Here is a 19398-nt window from a genome sequence, read left to right on the forward strand (position 1 = left end):
TCTATTTAATAACTTTGGTTACGCGTGATAATTTAAAATACGTTTTGTATTTTATATATCGACTACGCACTTTATGTAAAGCCATAATCTAAAAATATCTCAATTTAAAATTGTAATATTTACAAAAGCTCGTAAAAATAGAAGTAAATCCCCCGCATCCCAAAGCAGTAATCTCAAGAAAATTTGTAAATTGACACAAAAGGAGATGACGTATTGCCGCTTAACACTTTAATATTTATCGCATTCTTTAAGAAAATCGCCATCATCATGTAAAATAGAACGCCCCAAATAGAATATAGATATGTTGCCAATCACATGCTTGTTTTAAAACACATCTCTCAACGCACCGAAGCTCATTTTGCGATGGCGCCCGTGAAAAGTATAATTTTAAATTCGTTGAACATCCCGTTTTTACACTTATAAATAAGTAAACCGATGCCTCCTCCTCTATCAATCCTAAAATGTTATAATAGCCCTTGGACCCTTGAGACTAGCTCAGAAGAGACATTTTGACTTCTCTCTTATCCAATTTATTCACACAGCTCTCTCCACTTGTAATATGTAAACAAATGGCTGTGATCAATTCAACATAAAACAAATTTGAAATAAGAGAATCCCACGATATTTTGTATTTCTCATTCAATATAAAAAAAACAATCAATTATTATTATAAGTCAGCATCTTGCATAGAAGAAAACAGCATAAAAAGCAAAAATTGAGCCCCTAAAGCCTTATCTCGTTTCTAAAAAGAAACAAATTTACTGATGCCAAAAAACATTCTTTAAAAAAGCTTATCTTCAAAGCTGTAAACAAAACAATAATAAAAAAAACCACAAGCGATACTTGTGGTTTTTTTTAAATTAATCCCTAAAGACAATTATCCTAAAAACGATAGCGTAATCCACCAGAAAAACTAATTCCAGAAAAACCACCCTTACTCAACTTATGCTGATAAACCAAATCACCATGAAGCGCGAAGTTTTGAGACAAGTGAGCATTAAGCCCCAACCCTGCCTCTAAAGAAGAACCAAAAGCACCCAACTGGAAAGAATCTTTAAAGCGCACAGATCTTTCTTTGCCAAAATCATGAGCAAAATGAATTTTACCATAGAAAGAAACATCACGATCTTTTTCAGGCCCAGCAAGCGTCTTCATCAAACGTCCACCAACACGCACTACCCACTGATCAAGCTTATCCATCTCGATATTAAAATGATCAATATCACGCGCTTCATCAAACTGAAGATATTGATAGACAACCTGCGCTTGTGGATCAAAAACAACACCTTCATATCCTGTGGCAATTTTCTGCCCACTCATCAAGGAAACACTTAAAGGATTCCCCTTCAATGTTGCTGTCTTGCCCCGTACAGTTGTCACAACATCACCCTTAAACAAACCATAAGATGCAAGACCATCAACATAAAATCCTGTATCATGCTGCAGACTACCATAGACTGTAGCGGTCCATTTATCAAATGTACTTTTTTGACTGTATTCAACATCCAAAGGTTGCAGAGAAAGCTTTCCGTACGATCCCATAACCCCAAAGGATATGGCACTCTCAACATTTTCAATTTTTTGTAGCAAAACACCCGCCTCTAGAGCATAATACCCTAGATCGCCTCCATAACCATATTCAAGCGCAGACAAATCTGAAGTATAACGATAACTCCCCCCATAACCACGCAAAAATGAAGCAGGATTTTCACGAATTTCCAACGTTTCACGAAGATGAGCACGCTGTATCTCTAACTGCTTATTTTGATTGCTGATATCCATCAAACCAGCGTGGAACAAACTATTGGGCAAGATGAGATACGTTGAAACTTGTGGAACAACCGATCTTACACCGCGCCCAGATAGAGAAACAGTTTCAACCTTAGAAAGATTATCCGCTGAAGATGCTAAAACAACACCCCCAGAAGACGCCGAAACAGCTCCCTCAGAAGACGCCAAAACAGCTCCCCCTGAAGATGCCAAAACAGCTCCATCAGAAGACGCTGGAATAATATCCTCAAAAGAAGTACGTGTAGGAGGTGTCCGTTTAGAAACCCTAGGAGTGCCTCTATAATCAGTAGATGTTTGAACATATTCGTTTTCTAAACGAAAATTCCAAAACGCCCCTCCGTTTTGAGCAAATCGCTGTTTAACATGTTCTTCCGCTCCAGTAGCCTTTGGTCCATAAGAACGGAGAACATATTTATAAGGCGCGCCATCCAATGCAACATACTGCCCATTTAGTTGAAAAGAGTCAGACCACGCATTGCCATAAACTTGAATAATTGAAACGCTATGCGCTTTTCCGTTTTTTTCTTCTAAACCTCCCGCAACACCATGTATATGCACGATAGTTTTTCCGCTAACATCACCATGAATGAGGAGCCGGTCCGTTACTTGATTGTCACTTGTATCATGAGGATTTAAATGTGCATTCAAATGAATCCAAGCATTACCTGATGCCCGATAAACAACACCTCTTTCTTTCCCAATATTTTCTCTCCCAATATGAAGTGTTTGATAGGTATGAGCAGTGCTGGATTTTGGCTTTTCAAAAACAATAGAACTGTTAACAAGATGGACCGATGAAATAAACGAAACGTCTCTATAATCAGGATCTTGTAAATTTTTATGTTTTGGTCGCAACAAAGCCCACTGTGAATTATTGTTCAAAATAAGGTCGGCTACAGAACTCTTATCAATCTGAGTTTGACCAACAATTGCAGAAGCATTAGTGGTAACCTTTATAGAAGAGCCCCCTTCAGCCTTCAGCAATAAATCCCCAAAAAGCTTTGTGTCCTTTAAGGATATTTCAGACTTCCCGGATTTACTGCTATAAAGAGCTATACTCTCTGGAACGACAAAACGCGTCTTTTTCAAATCAACGCGTGCTTTTTCTCCCTGCCCTTCTGATGCTCCCTGCCCTTCAAAGTGCATACCATGAAATGCATTCCCTTTCACTGTGATATTGGAATCTCCAATATCAATCTGAGGACCTTTATTTCCCCGCAATAAAAGCCCATGGACATCACTCACATCAACAGAACCTTTCATAAACTGAACATAACCATTTCCAGATATATGAAAAGCAGCGTTATCACCCTTATGATCCGCATTTTGTCCTTGTCCCCCTTTACTAGGACCACCCTTACCGCTCATAGAGACACTCTCTAAAATAAATTTCCCTTTTTCTCCTGCTTTAAACCCCAAATTACCGAAATTTACTTGAGTATTTGTTAAATGAACTGAACTTCGAGATTTTCCTTCTGCCAAAGCCCCTACATTAATTGCATCAATCGATCCGCCAGATATTGCAATGGAGGAATCTCGAGATTCAACCCCCACTAAAACCCCACTCAACGTAGAATCGGTCAGAGAAACTCCCGCCTTTTCTGATGCCTTTACGCCATATTTCCAAAATTTATTTTCCGAATTGTTCTTTTCATCCAAAATACCCTTAACAGTTATATTCTTTCCACGAAGAGATGTATGTTCCTTAGACACCTCTATAGCGCCATGAGCATTTTGATCTGTGAGCGAATAAACTTTATTATTAATTTCATGCGCTTCACCATCATCACACTGATAAAATGTTACATTTTGACCGCATGAAGACGGCTTTTTGCTAGAGAGGACTTGAGATTCAGCATTGTGCGCAAAACCATCAATATGATGTGTCAAAAAAAGAAGTGCTGTTGTGAAAGTACATAAGGAGAAACGATTTTTTAATAGACCAGCCATAATTCCACCATAATTTTTTCCCCCTTACTTAAGACAAATACGCAACGTATTAAAGATTTAACAAAGAGAAAATTTAATACGTTTTGGTTTGATATATGGAGTTTATTAGTATTTTTTGTGTTTTATGTAAATATGGAGTTAGAAAATGATTAAAAAATACAATCTAGCTCTATCATTTTTACAAAAAAATTATAAAAATAGAGCTGAAAACAAACAAATATCATCTCTAAAGCTGCTCTCTGCAAAAACGGTTTTAATCGGTTTCATGCATTAAATGTCGCCTAACAACACCAAAACAAATATAGTCAACATCTTTACGATAAATATTTTATTAAAAGGATAAGCATTCTGTAAGCAGAAAAAACCATATGTCCAAATTAGGAAGTAAAAGGGGCATACACATCTGTTTCTAGGCAATCTTCGTGGCAAGAAAGCCTAATTTAGAATAGGAATGTATAAAAATTAAAATCAATTCCTATTTTTACCGCCTCTTTCAACACAACTTTACAACATTCAAAAGCATCCAGACTCCTACCTTTAAAAAATGAAGATTCCAGATAACTTCATCCTGTTATTTATTACATTCTTTCTAAAACAACATATTTCCTAAAAAACAATATTATGTTTCTCATTCACCAATTTTCTCAAATATCTCTCTCATTTTACCCCTATTTCACAACAGCAGAAAAAATATAAAGTTGATTGAATGTAGTCTCTTTACCCTTAAGGTGTATCCTTTACCAACGTAATGGTATCGCTTCTCTCCTCTTAATAGAATGTATAAAACGATATTGACGTCTTTTCTTAAACGATTATTTATCCACTTGCCCATCCTCCCCATAGAAACAACAGCTTTTTTATGGATTCAAGAGCATTAAAAATATTTTTAGCATTTTTAATTAAAAAGTATCTTTATCAATCAGCATATTATAAATAATATGAAAGAAATTCTGAAATACGCGTTTTGAAACGATAACGTGCAATTTTTTTCAATTTTTCAAGAAAAATAAAAGAAATCCAGCTCCAAAACATATTAAAGAGATGCAAAGCTTATACTCTATAAAAGGCTATAACAACAAAACGAATAGAAAATAAAAAACCACAAGCATAACTTGTGGCTTTTTCAAAGATTAAATAAAAACAGCAACAACGCTAGAAATGATAACGCAATCCACCCGAAAAACTCGTTCCAGAAAAACCAGCTTTCGTGAGCTTATGCTGATAAACCAAATCACCATGAAGCGCAAAATTTTGAGACAATTGGGCATTAAAACCTAATCCTGTTTCTAATGAAGAACCAAAAGCACCTAGCTGAAAAGCATCCTTAAAGTGCACAAACTGTTTTCCTTCAAAACCATGAGAAAGATGTATCTTGCCATAGAAAGAAACAACTTGAGACTCATCAGTGGCAACCAGCATCTTTGTTAAACGCCCTCCAACACGCCCTACCCAATGATGAAGCTTTCCTAAATCAATATCAAAGCCGTCCACATCACGCACTTTATTAAATTGAAGATATTGATAAACAACCTGAACTTGTGGATCAAAAACAAAACCGTCCTCTCCTACCATAAATGTTTTACCAGCTGTCAATGAAGCACTTAAAGGATTTCCCTTTAATGTTGCCGTTTTTCCCCGCGCTGTTGTGAGAACATCACCCTTAAACAAACCATAAGACACAAGGCCATCAACGTAAAAACCTGTATCATGCTGCATCCCGCCATATGCTGCAACTGACCATTTATTAAATGTGCTTTTTTGACTCTGTTCAACATTCAAAGGTTGCAAAGAAAATCTCTCGTAAGACCCGATAATTCCCAAAGAAGTGGCCCCATACATATTTTCAATTGCTTTTAGTAAAACACCTGCCTCCACAGCATTATAATCAAGCTCACCGCCATAACCATATTCAAGCGCAGAAAGATTTGAAGTATAACGATGATTGCCGCCATAACCGCGCACAAAAAAGAGAGGATTTTCGCGACTTTCTAACAAACTGCCAGAAGCAATTCGCAAAGCTTCTAATCGCTGATTTTGATTGCTAACATTCATCAAACCAAGATGACGTAAGGCATTAGGCAAAAGGAGATAAGTCGGAACCTGCGGAACAACAGCCTTAACACCCGGCTTCGGACGAGGATGGGGCTCTGGAGCCGGTCCTGGAGGAGGCGTTGGACCAGGAGGTGTCGGACGAGGATCAGGTTGAGGTTTTACATCATCAACAGATCGACTCTCAAGACGAAAATCCCAAAATTTTTCGCTTCCTCCAACTAATCTTTGAGCAGAATCCGCCTCCCCTAATTCAGAGTTTGGACCATAACCATAAAGCTTATACTGATAAGGTAATCCGTTTAATGCTACATAACCACCTTCCAATTGAAAAGAATCTTGCTTTGCTTGTCCAGAAACCTGAATGAGTGAAATACCTTCATCACTCCCCCCCTTTCCCGTATATCCACCTGGACTTCCTGCAACAGCCTGCACACGGAGCATTGTTTCTCCAGCAACATCACCATCAATTAAAACACGATCCGTCTTTTGCTGATCAAGAGCTCCACCACTATTCAAATAGGTATGAAGAGAAATAGAAGCCCCTTCCTGTGCTTTATAGACCTCACCCTTACCCTTTCCAATATAAAGGGTTTGATAATCGTCAACAGAAGAAGATTCATGTCTTTTAAAATGAATAGAGCTCCCACCCATAAGACTGACGAGTGAAATAGAAGAACTATTTGCATCCTCCTGTTGATCTCTTTGCAACTTTTGTTGTAAAATCCACTTAGAACCGCCTCCCAAATAAAATTCAGCACGAGAATCTTTATCAACGTATGTGCGACCTTCAAGCATAGAGCTATCAGCCAAAACTGTTATAGAAACCCCTTTCTCAGCTTTTAATAAAAAATCCCCTGAATGAAGAGTACTTTTCATCAAACTCACCACACCAGAAATAACGTTTTTACCATAAAGAGCCGTATCATCTAAAACAGAAAACTTTGTTGTATCCAAATTAATAACTTCTAATCGTGATGGACGTTTCCCTTCCTCTAATGAAATCTCCTCTTTTTTATCCCCAACTTCGCTCCATGACTTCTCTCCCAGAAAATAGACACCATAAGATCCTTGCCCATTCACGGTAACAGAAGAGGAATTAATATTAACCTCAGTTACAGGAATCTCTGAATCAGAATCCTCTTTTGATAAATCTTTAATAACGGTATTTTCTAATAATACACCATGGATATTCTCCGCACGAACAGTACTCCCCTTTAAATTAACAGTCCCTAAATCCACATGCACAACCGCATGCCTCTTGCCATTGTCACCCTTTCCAGTAACAGTAACACCATCGAGAAAGACTTTCCCCCCTAACATCGCAGAAATGCCGTAACTGTTCATAAAATCAACGAATCCACCTGACATCCGCACTTCTGAATCCTCATAACTTAAAAGACTGGCAATCCCACCAGCCGTCTTAATATCTGTCTCTTCTAAAAGAACAAACGACTTGCCTGTTGCATCAATCGCCTCTTGACTTTCCTTAATCTTTCCTTTGCTTACCTCAATCACTCCATTATTCGCACGAAGGGCTATCGCTGTATCTTTGAAAAGTGGCTTTTCCAAAACAATCTTACCGTTCTCTAATACGTGCGCCCCCATTAGAAAAGTTTCATCAGCAATTTCACTGCTAACCGTTACACTCTCTCCCTCAACTCTAGTCCCAATCCCCTTGACTGTTATAGCTGTAGGATGAGAAGGATAATTAGAAATGTTTTTATCCGTAATCTTATAAGATTGATTATCAATTTTAGACGCCCCGCAATGATCACATATATAATACAATCCACTATAGTAATAAAAATCAGGATTCACAGCCCTCCCATTAGAATCCCCATCTTGAACAGAATTATCGACATTTTTCGTATACCCTGTCCCTCCATCTATTCCGCTTAACTTACGATAATCACTCCCCCCCCGAATACCCTCATCGTTATTGCTGATATTAATCGTATTATTAGGAGGAGAATATTTATCTCCAACCTCTCCCTTAAGAGGAGGCTTATGCACATTACTTCCGCTAAGACGACCACTATAGACAGGCCCTCCACTGATAACATTATCATTAGGAAGAGCACTGATAGGGGGGAAGGGTTCAACACTACCCATATGAGGAGGTATAATAGGACGCCCCTCAACACCACTGATAAGATAGTTTCTGTTTAAAATGGGCGAAACAATTGGAAGGACATAAATATCAGCCTCGATATCGCTAACTCTAATACCATAAGAAGACCTATTAAGACGCTCCTCTGCACTTGCAGCAACCACCATTCCATTTTGGAGCAAAGAAAGGATAGCTGTTGTACAAGCACATAAACATACATGATTTCTAAACACTTTAATCATAGTTCCCTCGAAACTTTCCTTCCCCTCTCATTAAAAATAAAAGCACTCGAAAAACACGCCGCTATGCACCTAAATATGAATGGCGTAACCATTAAGACATGTCTCTCATGCTCATTTGAACTATGTAATGAATTATCCCTATAAACTTGGCAGAAACTCTAGGGGTAAAACCATCTATAAGAGAATAATTACAAAACACAATTTATAAGTGTATAATGCATTCTGTATTTCGTGTAAAGAAAAAATAAAATCATGACGTGTAATTAATTAAAAAGCACAATTTATCCTTGTGTACTTTTTAAAATTATTCCACAACAAAATGAATGAAAAAATGATTTAAATCAGTGAAGACAAGCGCTCAAAAACAAGCTTTAGAAAGCATCAAATATTATATTAGATAATATCAAATACAGCACTCAAAAAGATAATATAACACATACTGGGCTCATGAACGTTTAAAAAGCCCATACAAGTGGGGTCACTCTATCGCATCATCATCAGCAAAACTGTTAAGAAAATTCGCTTTAGCGTAGAAAAATGCGTTCATACGCACAATAAATGATGTCTTTTCTATTCATATTAAGAAGACGAGAATCTTTTAAGAACAATACAAATTGTTATAAAGAAAAAAGGCAGCACACCGTGCTGCCTTTTTTTAAAAAAAGTACACCCTGTACTTTATATTAGAACTGATAACGCACGCCCCCGGAGAAACTTGCTCCAGAGAAACCTGCTTTGTTGAGCTTATGTTGATAAAGAACATCAGCATTCAGAGAGAACTGTGGCAACAATTTGACATCAAATCCTACCCCAGCCTCTAATGAAGAACCAAATGCTCCTAACTTGAAAGTATCTTTAAACTGCACAGACTGTTTTTCCCCAAAACCATGAGCAAGATAAAGCTTACCGTAGAAAGCAACAGCATTCACACCTTCAGAACCTGTAGGATTCTTGGTTAAGCGTCCACCAACACGTGCCACCCATTGATCAAGGTTACCCATTTCAACATCAAAATTATCAATATCGCGGGCCTTACTAAATTGGAGATGCTGATACACAACTTGAACCTGCGGATCAAAGACAAAGCCTTTATACCCTGTCGCAATTGCCTGACCACCAATCAAAGAAACATTCAAAGGATTACCTTTCAATGTTGCCGTCTTACCCCGTGCAAGAGTGAGAACATCACCTTTAAACAGACCATAAGATAAAAGACCATCGACATAGAAGCCCGCATTATGCTGCATGCTGCCATATACTGTAGCAGTCCATTTATCAAATGCACTCTTTTGACTTTGCTCAACATTTAAAGGCTGCAGAGAAAGTTTTCCATACGTTCCCATAACCCCAAAGGATAAAGCACTATCAGTATTTTCAATAGTTTTCAGCAACACACCGGCCTCTACACCACGATAATCAAAATCACCGTCATAACCATATTCAAGTGCAGATAAATCTGAAGCATAACGGTAACTTCCACCATAGCCGCGTAAATATAAAGCAGGATTTTCACGAACCTCTACCATTCCCGTAGAAGTCATCCGTAAAGTTTCTAACTGTTTGCTTTGATTGTTAATATCCATCAAACCAGCATGGAATACGCTATTAGGCAAGACAAGGTAAGTTGGCACTTGTGGAACAACAGTCCTGACAATTTTTTCAGGAAGGGCAGAATATCCAGCAGACTTAACATACTGATTTTCTAAACGGAAGTTCCAAAATGCTCCACCATCCTTAACAAATTTCTGCCGAGCATGCTCCTGTTTGGAAGTTGCTTCTGGACCATAAGCACGAAGCGTATATTTGTAAGGTGAGTTCGCCAGCGCAATATAATCACCATCCAGTTGGAAAGAATCTTTCTCCGCTTGACCATAAACCTGAATAACTGAAACACTGTGAGCAATCTTAGCATTCACTTGACTATTTGCTACATTGCCTGCATCGCCTCGTACATGTATTTTTGTTTTTCCAGAAACATCACCATGAATGACAAGTTGATCCGTTACTTGCTGACCACTTGAATCATGAGGATTTAAACGTGCATTGAGATGAATAACAGCATCACCTTGTGCCTCATAAACTATGCCTTTTCCATTTCCAATATGGAGAGTTTGATATTTTTGTCCAGATTCCGAAGGTACAAAATTAATAGCACTATTTACAAGTCTCACAGAAGAAAGGCATGAATCCAAACATCCTAAATCTGGAGTCCCTGAACTCTTCTGGACACTTCTTTTGAGAATCCACTCTGAACTATTGGCCAAATCTAATTTTGCATAAGAATCTTTATTAACGCGAACACCTCCTGTAACAATAGAATTATCCACCAAAACCGATATATTAGAATCGTTCTCAGCCTTCAACAACAAATCACCAGAAAGTGTTGTTTTATTTTCTAATAAAACACGACCACCAGAATTATTACCATAGATCGCTACACCTTTTGCAACGTCAAAATCAGTTTTTTTCAACGAAACTGTCCCTGTTATAGCTATAGGCATATCCTGTATGATTAAAGGACTTCGCTTAACAACATTTGCTTTCTCAGTTGCTAAATTCTTACTCTGATTTTGTTTGCTCTCTTCCTTCTGTATTAGCCCATCGAAATAGATACCATAGGTTCCTTCACCTTCTACTTTAACAGTAGAAGCCTCGATATTCGCATGATTCATAGCAGAACGAACCTCAGAAGATCTTTTCTTCCTAGAAGTCCTCGTTTCAACCACATCATCACCCTTTCTAACCCACAAAGCATGTCCATCAGTCACAACATTTCCGTTCTTAAAATCAACAGAAGCATTATCACTCAATAGAAAAGCAGCACGTCTAAACTTCTCTGTAGAATTTGGCTTTTCTGATTCCTTTTTCGCAATAATATTAACTTTGTCTAATCTAATACTTCCCCCAGCTTCTGACCTCACTGCCACTCCCTTTGTCAGAGCAATAGCCCCAGCGCTCATGATTAGCACACCGCCTTGACTTGCCAGACCAGCGACAGCCAAATCTCCTGTTACGTTAAGCGTTGTATCCTTTAAATTAATAGATGATCCAGAATCTGCCAAAGCGCCGACATAAAGCGCATCGACTGTACCATCATTCATCGTAACCTTCCCGCCACTTTGTGCTTCAAGCCCAATCACAGAAGATGTAATTTTTGATTTTTTATCCAAAATAACTTCTGCCCCCTCTTCTGCCAGCACAGCACTCACAGCCCCTATTTCAGTAAAATCAACATTATTGCGATCAGAAGAATCCACACCACTAATCGTGGCTCCCTCTAACTTAATAACCGTATTCTGCTTCTTTGCATGCATAGAATGCTGAGTTTTATCACTTGCCTTCAATATAAGGTTTGTTATTTTTCGCGATTGTCCATCACTACATGAATAAGGAGTTTGCAACGCCCTCTCACCATTATTCTGTGCAGCATCACACGTGGAAGAAACCGTTTTCTTACCAGCACTATTAGGCAAAAGAATACCTCCAACAGGCCCATTAGAAGATGCAGAAGATGTCTCAGCAACCACAGAAGCAGAAGGCTTCAAAACAGAAGCTCCATTAGAAGGTGCAGGAAGTTCCTCAGAAACCACAGGAGTAGAAAGCTTCATAGCAGCAGCTGATTTTATAGGAGGAATAGTTACATGAGAACTATCAGAATCTACATCTTTAAGAGAAATATGAGACTGAGGTGATACAGAAGAAGATCCTACCGCCCCAGATCTTTGAGCCTCCTCACGCGAAATAGGTGGAGTAGCTACTATAGACGCACTCTCCTCAGATGATACAGAAGAAGACCCCACAGCCCCAGATCTTTGAGCTTCCTCACGCAAAATAGGTGGAGTAGCTACTACAGACGCACTCTCCTCAGATGAAGTAGGAGTACTAGAAGACGAAATAGGATCTGATTCTTCGATAGACAGCAAAGTGCGTCCAACGGGTAAAGCAGCATGTACATTTTCAGATTCCTCAGAAACCTCGCGCACACCCCCAACGTCAGAACCAGAATAAACAGTATCCTCAACACCTTTGACAATAACTACAGAAGTTTTTTCACGTTGAGGAGGTGACTTATACGCAGCGGTAGACTTACGCTGATCAGAATAAAGATAATACGAAACAAACTCTGCATTTTCTAAACGGAAATCCCAAAACTCCGTTTCCCCTTTCTGTAATTGAGCATCAAAATATTTCACAGTCTGTGACACCTCTGGACCATAAACATGAAGAGTATATTGGTAAGGATAACCATTTAACGTAACATATTCACCATTCAACTGAAAAGAATCTTCTTGTGCCTTTCCATGAACCTGAACGAGTGAAACACTGTAGGGCGCGTCTGCCCTTCTAACACTTCCTGAAGCGGTATCTCCTGAAGTGCCATCTCCTGCAGTAGCATTGATATGCAATGTAGTTCTTCCAGAAACATCCCCATGAATTAAAAGCCTATCAGACACCTGCACATCGTTACGGTCCCGAACATATCCGCCCCCCAGATGCACATTAAAATGAATCCAAGCGTTATCGGCATTGTAAACCACACCTTCCCCACCCCCAATACGAAGAGTCCGGTAATTTCCAATACCACTTTCCGGAGAGAACTTAAAAGTACTATTTTTAAGATTCAAAGATGTAATACATGAATCTACACAATCATTATTTTTTTCTTTTTTTCTTCTACTTTTTGTTAAACGCCACTCGGACTTATCAGACAAAAAGAACTCTGCACTAGCATTATCTTTAATAGAAACGTCACCTACAATTGTAGAGTCATGTGCAAAAACCGAAAGGTGAGCAGAAGATGTAGCTTGCAACAATAGATCACCAGAAATTTCCGATTTCCCTGCAAGAAGAACAGAGCCTTTCAAATTACGACCATAAATGGCCACACCATCCGCAACTTTGAGATTAGCATTTTGCAAAACAACCATACGCCCTCTGTTGTTATTTCCCCCTTGTCCACTACCTCCATTAACGTTTCTCGTACCTTCTTTATTACCCCCCTTTTCAAAATCTATTCCAACCCCATCACTACCTTTTATTTCAATAATCGAAGACTTGACACCAGCGCTAACCCTAAAAGAACCTATATTATGATAACCTACAATATCTCGCATAGTAGAGATAACTTTCTCCTCAGCTTCATCACGAGCCTCATAAGCCCCATAAATTTCATTGCGAACCTTTCGCATTTCAGCAACTTCTTCAGTGCTATATAAGTGATACACATCACTCTCAAGAGGAAAATTCAAAAAATTTTTAAGAAGAAATTCATTAGAAATCCCTTTACCTAAATTTTCAAAAGATTTATCCGTAGGATCATCGCCAATCCAAAAGCCAATAACATCAGAGGCAGTAAGCTCTCCGTGATTAAAAGCGATAAAACCATCATGTGACATAAAAATAGAAGTAGCATACTCTTCTTCTTCTTCTTCTGCGTCTTTAATTGAAATAACAGTCCCCTCCAATTTAACAGACGCTACACTTTCGGACATAACTCCTGAGTTCCCTTTGACGAAACTCAAATCTCCAGACTTCATCGTTACTCCAGCCCCATTTGCACCATATAAAGCTGTTGCATTCGCATCAATAACCACATCATCCAAAAAAACAGATGACCCATTAGTAGCCCAAACACCTAAACTAATACTGGAAATATCCCCACCTTTCATGTTAATTACAGCTTTATTTTTGGCCTCAAGCCCAGACTCAAAAGCTTGAATCTGAGATTCAACCAACTCAACAGCCGCACCATCTACTGCATATACAGCATCTTCGACGCCTTCTTCCTTATCATAATCATGTTCCTCCGTACCTCCTACACCCTTTATAGACGCGTTTTGTATTTTAACGTTTGTTCTGCTACCTGTTGCATGCACTCCATTATCACGGGCTCCTTTTACACTAATCTGACCTCCTTTCATTGTAAATGTCCCGTTATTACAATTAATGGGGGGATGTTTTGCATCAGCGTTTCCACTGAAATTAGAATCACAACTAGACTTAGATGATCCCACCTGAACTGGAGAAGGCTCAATAATGGTTCCAACATCACTCGCCGCCATAGAGGCATCAAAACCTTGTAAAAAGAAGAAAGCACTTGTTGTCAGTGCGTACAAACGTGTACGCTTTTTAAATACATTGATCATATGTCAAACTTTCTAAATAATGTTGCAAAAACACTAGAATTAAGTGAAAATGAGGTAAGTGAACAGTTTGTAACATATGTTAGTCAACTTTACAACATAGTGTTATTTATTGTTGCGTCATTTTGTGCATAAAAAAGCCTAAGTTAAGTTTTTAAGTACACAACCCCTTGTAATATCAGATAAAAGGATAAAATCACGATGATAAAATATATGAAATGCGTGACCTCTGTCTTACTGGTTGCAATGAGCTTTGCAACGATTTTATGGACACAAACGAGTATCGCAAATACAAATACTCAAACAAGTATAACGATTAATCATGTTTCAGGCACAACTTCTGTTCTCGCTTCTCCGCAAAAAGTTATTGTGTTTGATCTTGCCTCTCTTGATAATATGAATCGCCTTGGCATAAAAGCGGTTGTTGGTATCCCTGAAGGAAAAAAACCATCTTATCTGCAACAATTTAATGATGAAAAATATGAAAAAATAGGCACTCTTTTTGAACCGGATTATGAAAAAATTGCCACTCTTCAGCCTGATTTGATTATTATTTCTTCTCGAACTCAAGCTAAATATAACGATTTATCCAAAATTGCTCCAACCATTGATTTAACAGTAGGAAATGAAAATTCTCTTGAAGATATTAAACGAAATGTGTCTATCCTTGGAAAAATTTTTGGCAAAGAACAGGAAGCAGAAAAGGAAATTGCAAAACTCAATGAAACTTTAGCTGAGGTCCATAAAAATACCCAAAGAAAAGGCACAGGGCTCATCCTCATGACATCTGGAGGAAAGATCAGCGCTTTAGGACCAAAATCACGTTTTGATATTTTCCATTCCGCTTTCGGAATTGCTCCTGCAACCGATAAGCTCACCGTGCAAAAACATGGACAACTTATTTCTCCTGAATTTATTCTTGAGACAAATCCTGATTGGTTATTGGTAATTGATCGCGATGCTGCAATTGGACGGGAAGGATTATCCGCAGCACAACTGCTCAACAATGAGCTTGTTCACCGTACAACAGCCAGCAAACAAAACCAAATTATTTATTTGGATTCTTGGAGCTGGTACCGTGCAAGTGGTGGTTTAACAGGACTTCTTGAAACCGCTAAGCAGATCAATGAAGCCTTTACAAAGAGAAAATAAGCATCCAAAAAAGCTTGCTTGCTCTATGAATAAAATTTAAAAGCAGAGGTTGTTTTTATGAAACAACCTTTGTTTTTTGCTAAGTTTTGTAAGAAAATGATTTAACGTGAAGAATTATTGGATAACCATAACCCTTCTAATTTTTTTGTCCATCTTCAGCATTTTTGTTGGTTATTCTGACGTCATGCCTTCTGATCTCTTTGCCGCCGATCCCCATGCGTGGCTTATTTTTTGGCAAACGCGTCTTCCTCGTACCATTGCAATCCTTTTAGTAGGCGCAGCGCTTGCACTTTCAGGCATGATTATGCAACTGTTGACACGTAATCGCTTTGTTGAGCCATCAACCGCTGGAACCGTTGAATCTGCTTCTCTTGGCATTCTTTTTATTATAATTTTCCTGCCCGATATCCCTGTTTTAGGAAAAATGATTGTTGCGACACTTTTTGCTATGATGGGCACTTTACTTTTTATGTTTTTATTGCGCCGCATTCCTCTAAAGTCGACTCTCATTGTACCCCTTACAGGAATTATGCTAAGCTATATTATAGGCTCTTTAACCAATGCCATTGCAGATTATGAAATGCTCCTTCCTTCTCTTCAAGCCTACCTCTTTGGTAGTTTTACCATGATTCTTGAGGGAAAATACGAACTTTTATGGCTCTCCCTTCCCCTTTGTATTCTGGCCTATTATACGGCTGATCGCTTTACAGTTGCAAGCTTAGGAGAAGATTTAACCAATAACCTTGGATTGAATTATCGTGTTGTCATGTTTTTTGGTCTTTTTATTGTCGCCTCAATCACTGCTGTTGTTGTCTGTACCGTCGGCCGTATTCCTTTTGTTGGATTGATTATTCCAAATATCGTTTCAAGTTTTATGGGAGATAATATGCGCTATACCGCTCCTTGGGTAGCCATCAGCGGTGCAGGATTGATCTTGATTTGTGATCTTTTAGGGAGAATGATTCATCCATCTTTTGAAATTCCCATCAGCACCATAATGGGTGTGATCGGTAGTTTTATGTTTATAATACTACTTTTACGCTGGAGAAAGCGTCTTGGATAGAAGAAAAAAAACAACATGTGTACTAACAACGCTTATCATCATAGCATGTACTGTTATCAGTCTTTACATGACGTGGAATATCAATGTTTACACATGGTCATTTCGTCTGACAAAACTGATCTCTCTGCTTCTTATTGCCTATGCAATAAGTGTTTCTACAGTTTTATTTCAAACAATCGTTAATAACCGTCTTCTGACCCCTTCAATTATGGGATTTGATCAGCTTTATATTTTAATAAAGACTGTTTTGATGTATTTTTTAGGCTCTCTTTCTTTACCCTTTTTGAATGAAGAAGGACAGCTTATTCTCGAATCCCTCATTCTCATTCTTTTTTCCATAAGTCTTTTCCGCTGGCTATTTTCAGGAAGCCTAAAAGGTCTTCACTTGACGCTTTTAATTGGTGTTGTTTTAGGCGGCTTTTTTTTCAGTTTACGGATGTTTATGCAATTGCAACTCAATCCAGACCAAATGATGAATTTAACAGATATTATGTTTGCCAATTTTAATAAATTTAATACGTCACTCATAAGCTTTGCCATAATTATTGTTTTCATTGTGAGTTTAATTGGATGGCGTTCACGTCATCTTCTTGATATTTTGGCTTTGGGACGTGAAAATTCCCTCAATCTTGGCATTAATTACCACAAAAGTGCGACAGCTATTCTTATTTTTGTTTCTATTCTTGTCTCTATTTCTACTGCATTAGTAGGCCCCGTCACTTTTTTTGGACTGTTAGTCGCCAACCTTTCCTATGAACTTTCACCTCAAGCAAAACACAGTGTTGTTGTGCCAATTGCAATATTATTAGCGATTATTTGTTTGGTGGGGGGACAATTTATTTTAGAACAAATTTTTCACATGGCAGGACGTTTAAGTTTTATCATTGAGTTTTGTGGAGGGATTGTTTTCTTAATATTACTGATGAAGGGAAAACTAAAATGATTGAGATCAGTCATCTTTCCAAATCTTATGGAGCACGATTGATTATTGATAATTTATGTCTTCATCTTCCTAAAGGGGGAATTATTTCTCTTATTGGGCCTAATGGTTCCGGAAAATCAACTCTTTTAATGTTGATAAGACGTCTTTTACCGCACGACAAAGGCACAATTAATATCGACGGTTTTGATATTGATAAAATACCTCATGATATTTTGGCTCAAAAGCTCTCTATTTTGCGTCAAGATAATCCTTTATCCTTCCGTTTAACCGTGTACGATTTAGTGAGTTTCGGACGCTATCCTTATTCAAAAGGCTGGTATAGTAAAGAAGATAAACAATTCATCGACAGTGCACTACGCTATCTTGGCTTACAAGATTTAAAGAACCGCTTTTTAGATGAGCTTTCTGGGGGGCAGCGTCAACGAGCCTTTATTGCCATGGTTATCTGCCAAGATACTGATTATCTTCTCTTAGATGAACCATTAAACAATCTGGATATGAAACATGCTGTTTCTATGATGAAACAACTACGCCGTACAGCTGATGAGTTGAAAAAAACCATTCTTATTGTTATGCATGACATTAATTTCGCCTCATCCTATTCAAATATGATTGTTGCATTGAAAAATGGAAAAGCAGCCTATTTGGGGACACCCAAAGAAATTATGCAGCCAAAAATTCTTAAAGACATTTATGATGTCGACATTCAAATCAAAACAATCAATGATATCCCTATCGCTCTTTATTATCGATAAGCATAAAAAATTTTACGCTTGCCTACACTGTAGAATCTGCTAGAGATGACAAAATTGGCTTATTGGGGAATAGTTTAATGGTAGAACAGCGGACTCTGACTCCGTCAATCTTGGTTCGAATCCAAGTTCCCCAGCCAATATAGCTGTATGTAGCTTGCCACCAGGTTTTGTATATTTTGCCACCAGGTTTTGTACCAATTTATTTTCTTTCACATGATTTTTAAGGGGTTCTCAAAGGGTCTTCAAAGGCCTTTCAAAGGTTGTTTTTAGATTCGTCATTTTTTGTGAGAATCTATCGGTTTTTGCTTCTCAAGCATCGGATCATTATTTTGAGCTCAAGCAGATATTTCTGGAAAGTTGTCGTTATCCGTTAGGTCATAGAAGCATGTAAAGTCAGATTGGAAAGCCAGAGGGACGATTCCTGTTGGTCCATGACGTTGCTTGGCTATGATAACCTCAGCTTTGCCCTTCACTTGCTCCATTGCTTCTTTCCATTTGTGATATTCAGCACTGCCTTCTTTGGGCTCTTCATTGTTGAGATAATATTCTTCACGATAAACAAACAACACAATATCGGCATCTTGCTCGATTGAACCTGATTCACGTAAATCGGAAAGTTGGGGACGTTTATCTGTTCTATTTTCAACTTGTCGCGATAATTGCGAAAGCGCAATGATGGGAATATTGAGTTCCTTTGCAAGCGCTTTAAGCCCCATAGTAATGGCTGTAATCTCTTGAACGCGGTTTTCAGAAGAACGCTTTGAACCGCTTGTCATCAGTTGGATATAATCAATGATCAAAACATCTAGACCATGTTGTCGTTTAAGACGCCTTGCACGCGCGGCTAGTTGTGTAAGAGATACAGCCCCCGTTTGATCGATATAAAGAGGAATGGTTTGAAGGGAATGCGTCATATGAACAATGTTTATAAACTGATCATCAGAAAGATTACCCCATCGTATATCAGAAGAAGAAACCTTTGTTTGTTCTGAGATAATACGGGTTGCAAGCTGTTCTGTTGACATTTCAAGGGAGAAGAAACCGACAATCCCCCCTTCACTGGCTTGGCCGTCATCATGACGCTTGCAAGCATTGGCAATATTAAAGGCAATATTGGTTGCAAGGGACGTTTTACCCATCCCAGGGCGCCCTGCTAGGATAATCAAATCAGATGGTTGCAACCCGCCCATTTTATCA

At 38.4% G+C, this 19398-nt stretch carries 8 protein-coding genes and 1 tRNA gene; 5 read left to right on the forward strand and 4 right to left on the reverse strand.

Features of this window, described 5'->3' with window-relative positions; all coding sequences use genetic code 11:
• Window positions 1-882: 882 nt before the first annotated feature.
• The 3 genes from FS875_RS06010 to FS875_RS06020 all read right to left on the reverse strand — a co-directional run bounded on the left by FS875_RS06010 (window position 883) and on the right by FS875_RS06020 (window position 14291).
• On the reverse strand, window positions 883-3741 hold the full coding sequence (locus FS875_RS06010; protein ID WP_144754443.1) for an autotransporter outer membrane beta-barrel domain-containing protein: 2859 nt from the start codon (window positions 3739-3741) through the stop codon (window positions 883-885).
• A gap of 1152 nt (window positions 3742-4893) precedes the next feature.
• A complete protein-coding gene (locus tag FS875_RS06015) occupies window positions 4894-8145 on the reverse strand; it encodes an autotransporter family protein (protein WP_144754446.1) in 3252 nt (1083 codons plus the stop codon).
• A 683-nt stretch (window positions 8146-8828) separates the two neighbouring features.
• Window positions 8829-14291: an autotransporter outer membrane beta-barrel domain-containing protein gene (locus tag FS875_RS06020; protein ID WP_144754449.1), complete on the reverse strand. Its 5463-nt coding sequence runs from the start codon at window positions 14289-14291 to the stop codon at window positions 8829-8831.
• A 198-nt stretch (window positions 14292-14489) separates the two neighbouring features.
• Between FS875_RS06020 and FS875_RS06025 the strand changes: the two genes are divergently transcribed.
• From FS875_RS06025 to FS875_RS06045, 5 genes are all read left to right on the forward strand, one after another.
• The gene (locus tag FS875_RS06025; protein WP_144754452.1) at window positions 14490-15440 is read left to right on the forward strand and encodes a siderophore ABC transporter substrate-binding protein; all 951 of its coding nucleotides are present in this window, start codon (window positions 14490-14492) and stop codon (window positions 15438-15440) included.
• Between the two features lie 106 nt (window positions 15441-15546).
• Window positions 15547-16503: an ABC transporter permease gene (locus tag FS875_RS06030; protein WP_144754455.1), complete on the forward strand. Its 957-nt coding sequence runs from the start codon at window positions 15547-15549 to the stop codon at window positions 16501-16503.
• On the forward strand, window positions 16496-17446 hold the full coding sequence (locus tag FS875_RS06035; protein WP_144754458.1) for an iron chelate uptake ABC transporter family permease subunit: 951 nt from the start codon (window positions 16496-16498) through the stop codon (window positions 17444-17446). The genes FS875_RS06030 and FS875_RS06035 overlap by 8 nt, the downstream gene beginning before the upstream one ends.
• Complete coding sequence (locus FS875_RS06040) at window positions 17443-18201, forward strand: iron ABC transporter ATP-binding protein (RefSeq protein ID WP_144754462.1); 759 nt, start codon at window positions 17443-17445, stop codon at window positions 18199-18201. The genes FS875_RS06035 and FS875_RS06040 overlap by 4 nt, the downstream gene beginning before the upstream one ends.
• A gap of 63 nt (window positions 18202-18264) precedes the next feature.
• Window positions 18265-18338, forward strand: a tRNA-Gln gene (locus FS875_RS06045).
• A gap of 198 nt (window positions 18339-18536) precedes the next feature.
• Here FS875_RS06045 and FS875_RS06050 read toward each other — a convergent pair.
• Window positions 18537-19398, reverse strand: an 862-nt coding sequence (locus FS875_RS06050; protein WP_144754465.1) for a DnaB-like helicase C-terminal domain-containing protein, incomplete at its 5' end; no start/stop codon positions are given.

The sequence above is a fragment of the Bartonella saheliensis genome, assembly GCF_902162175.1.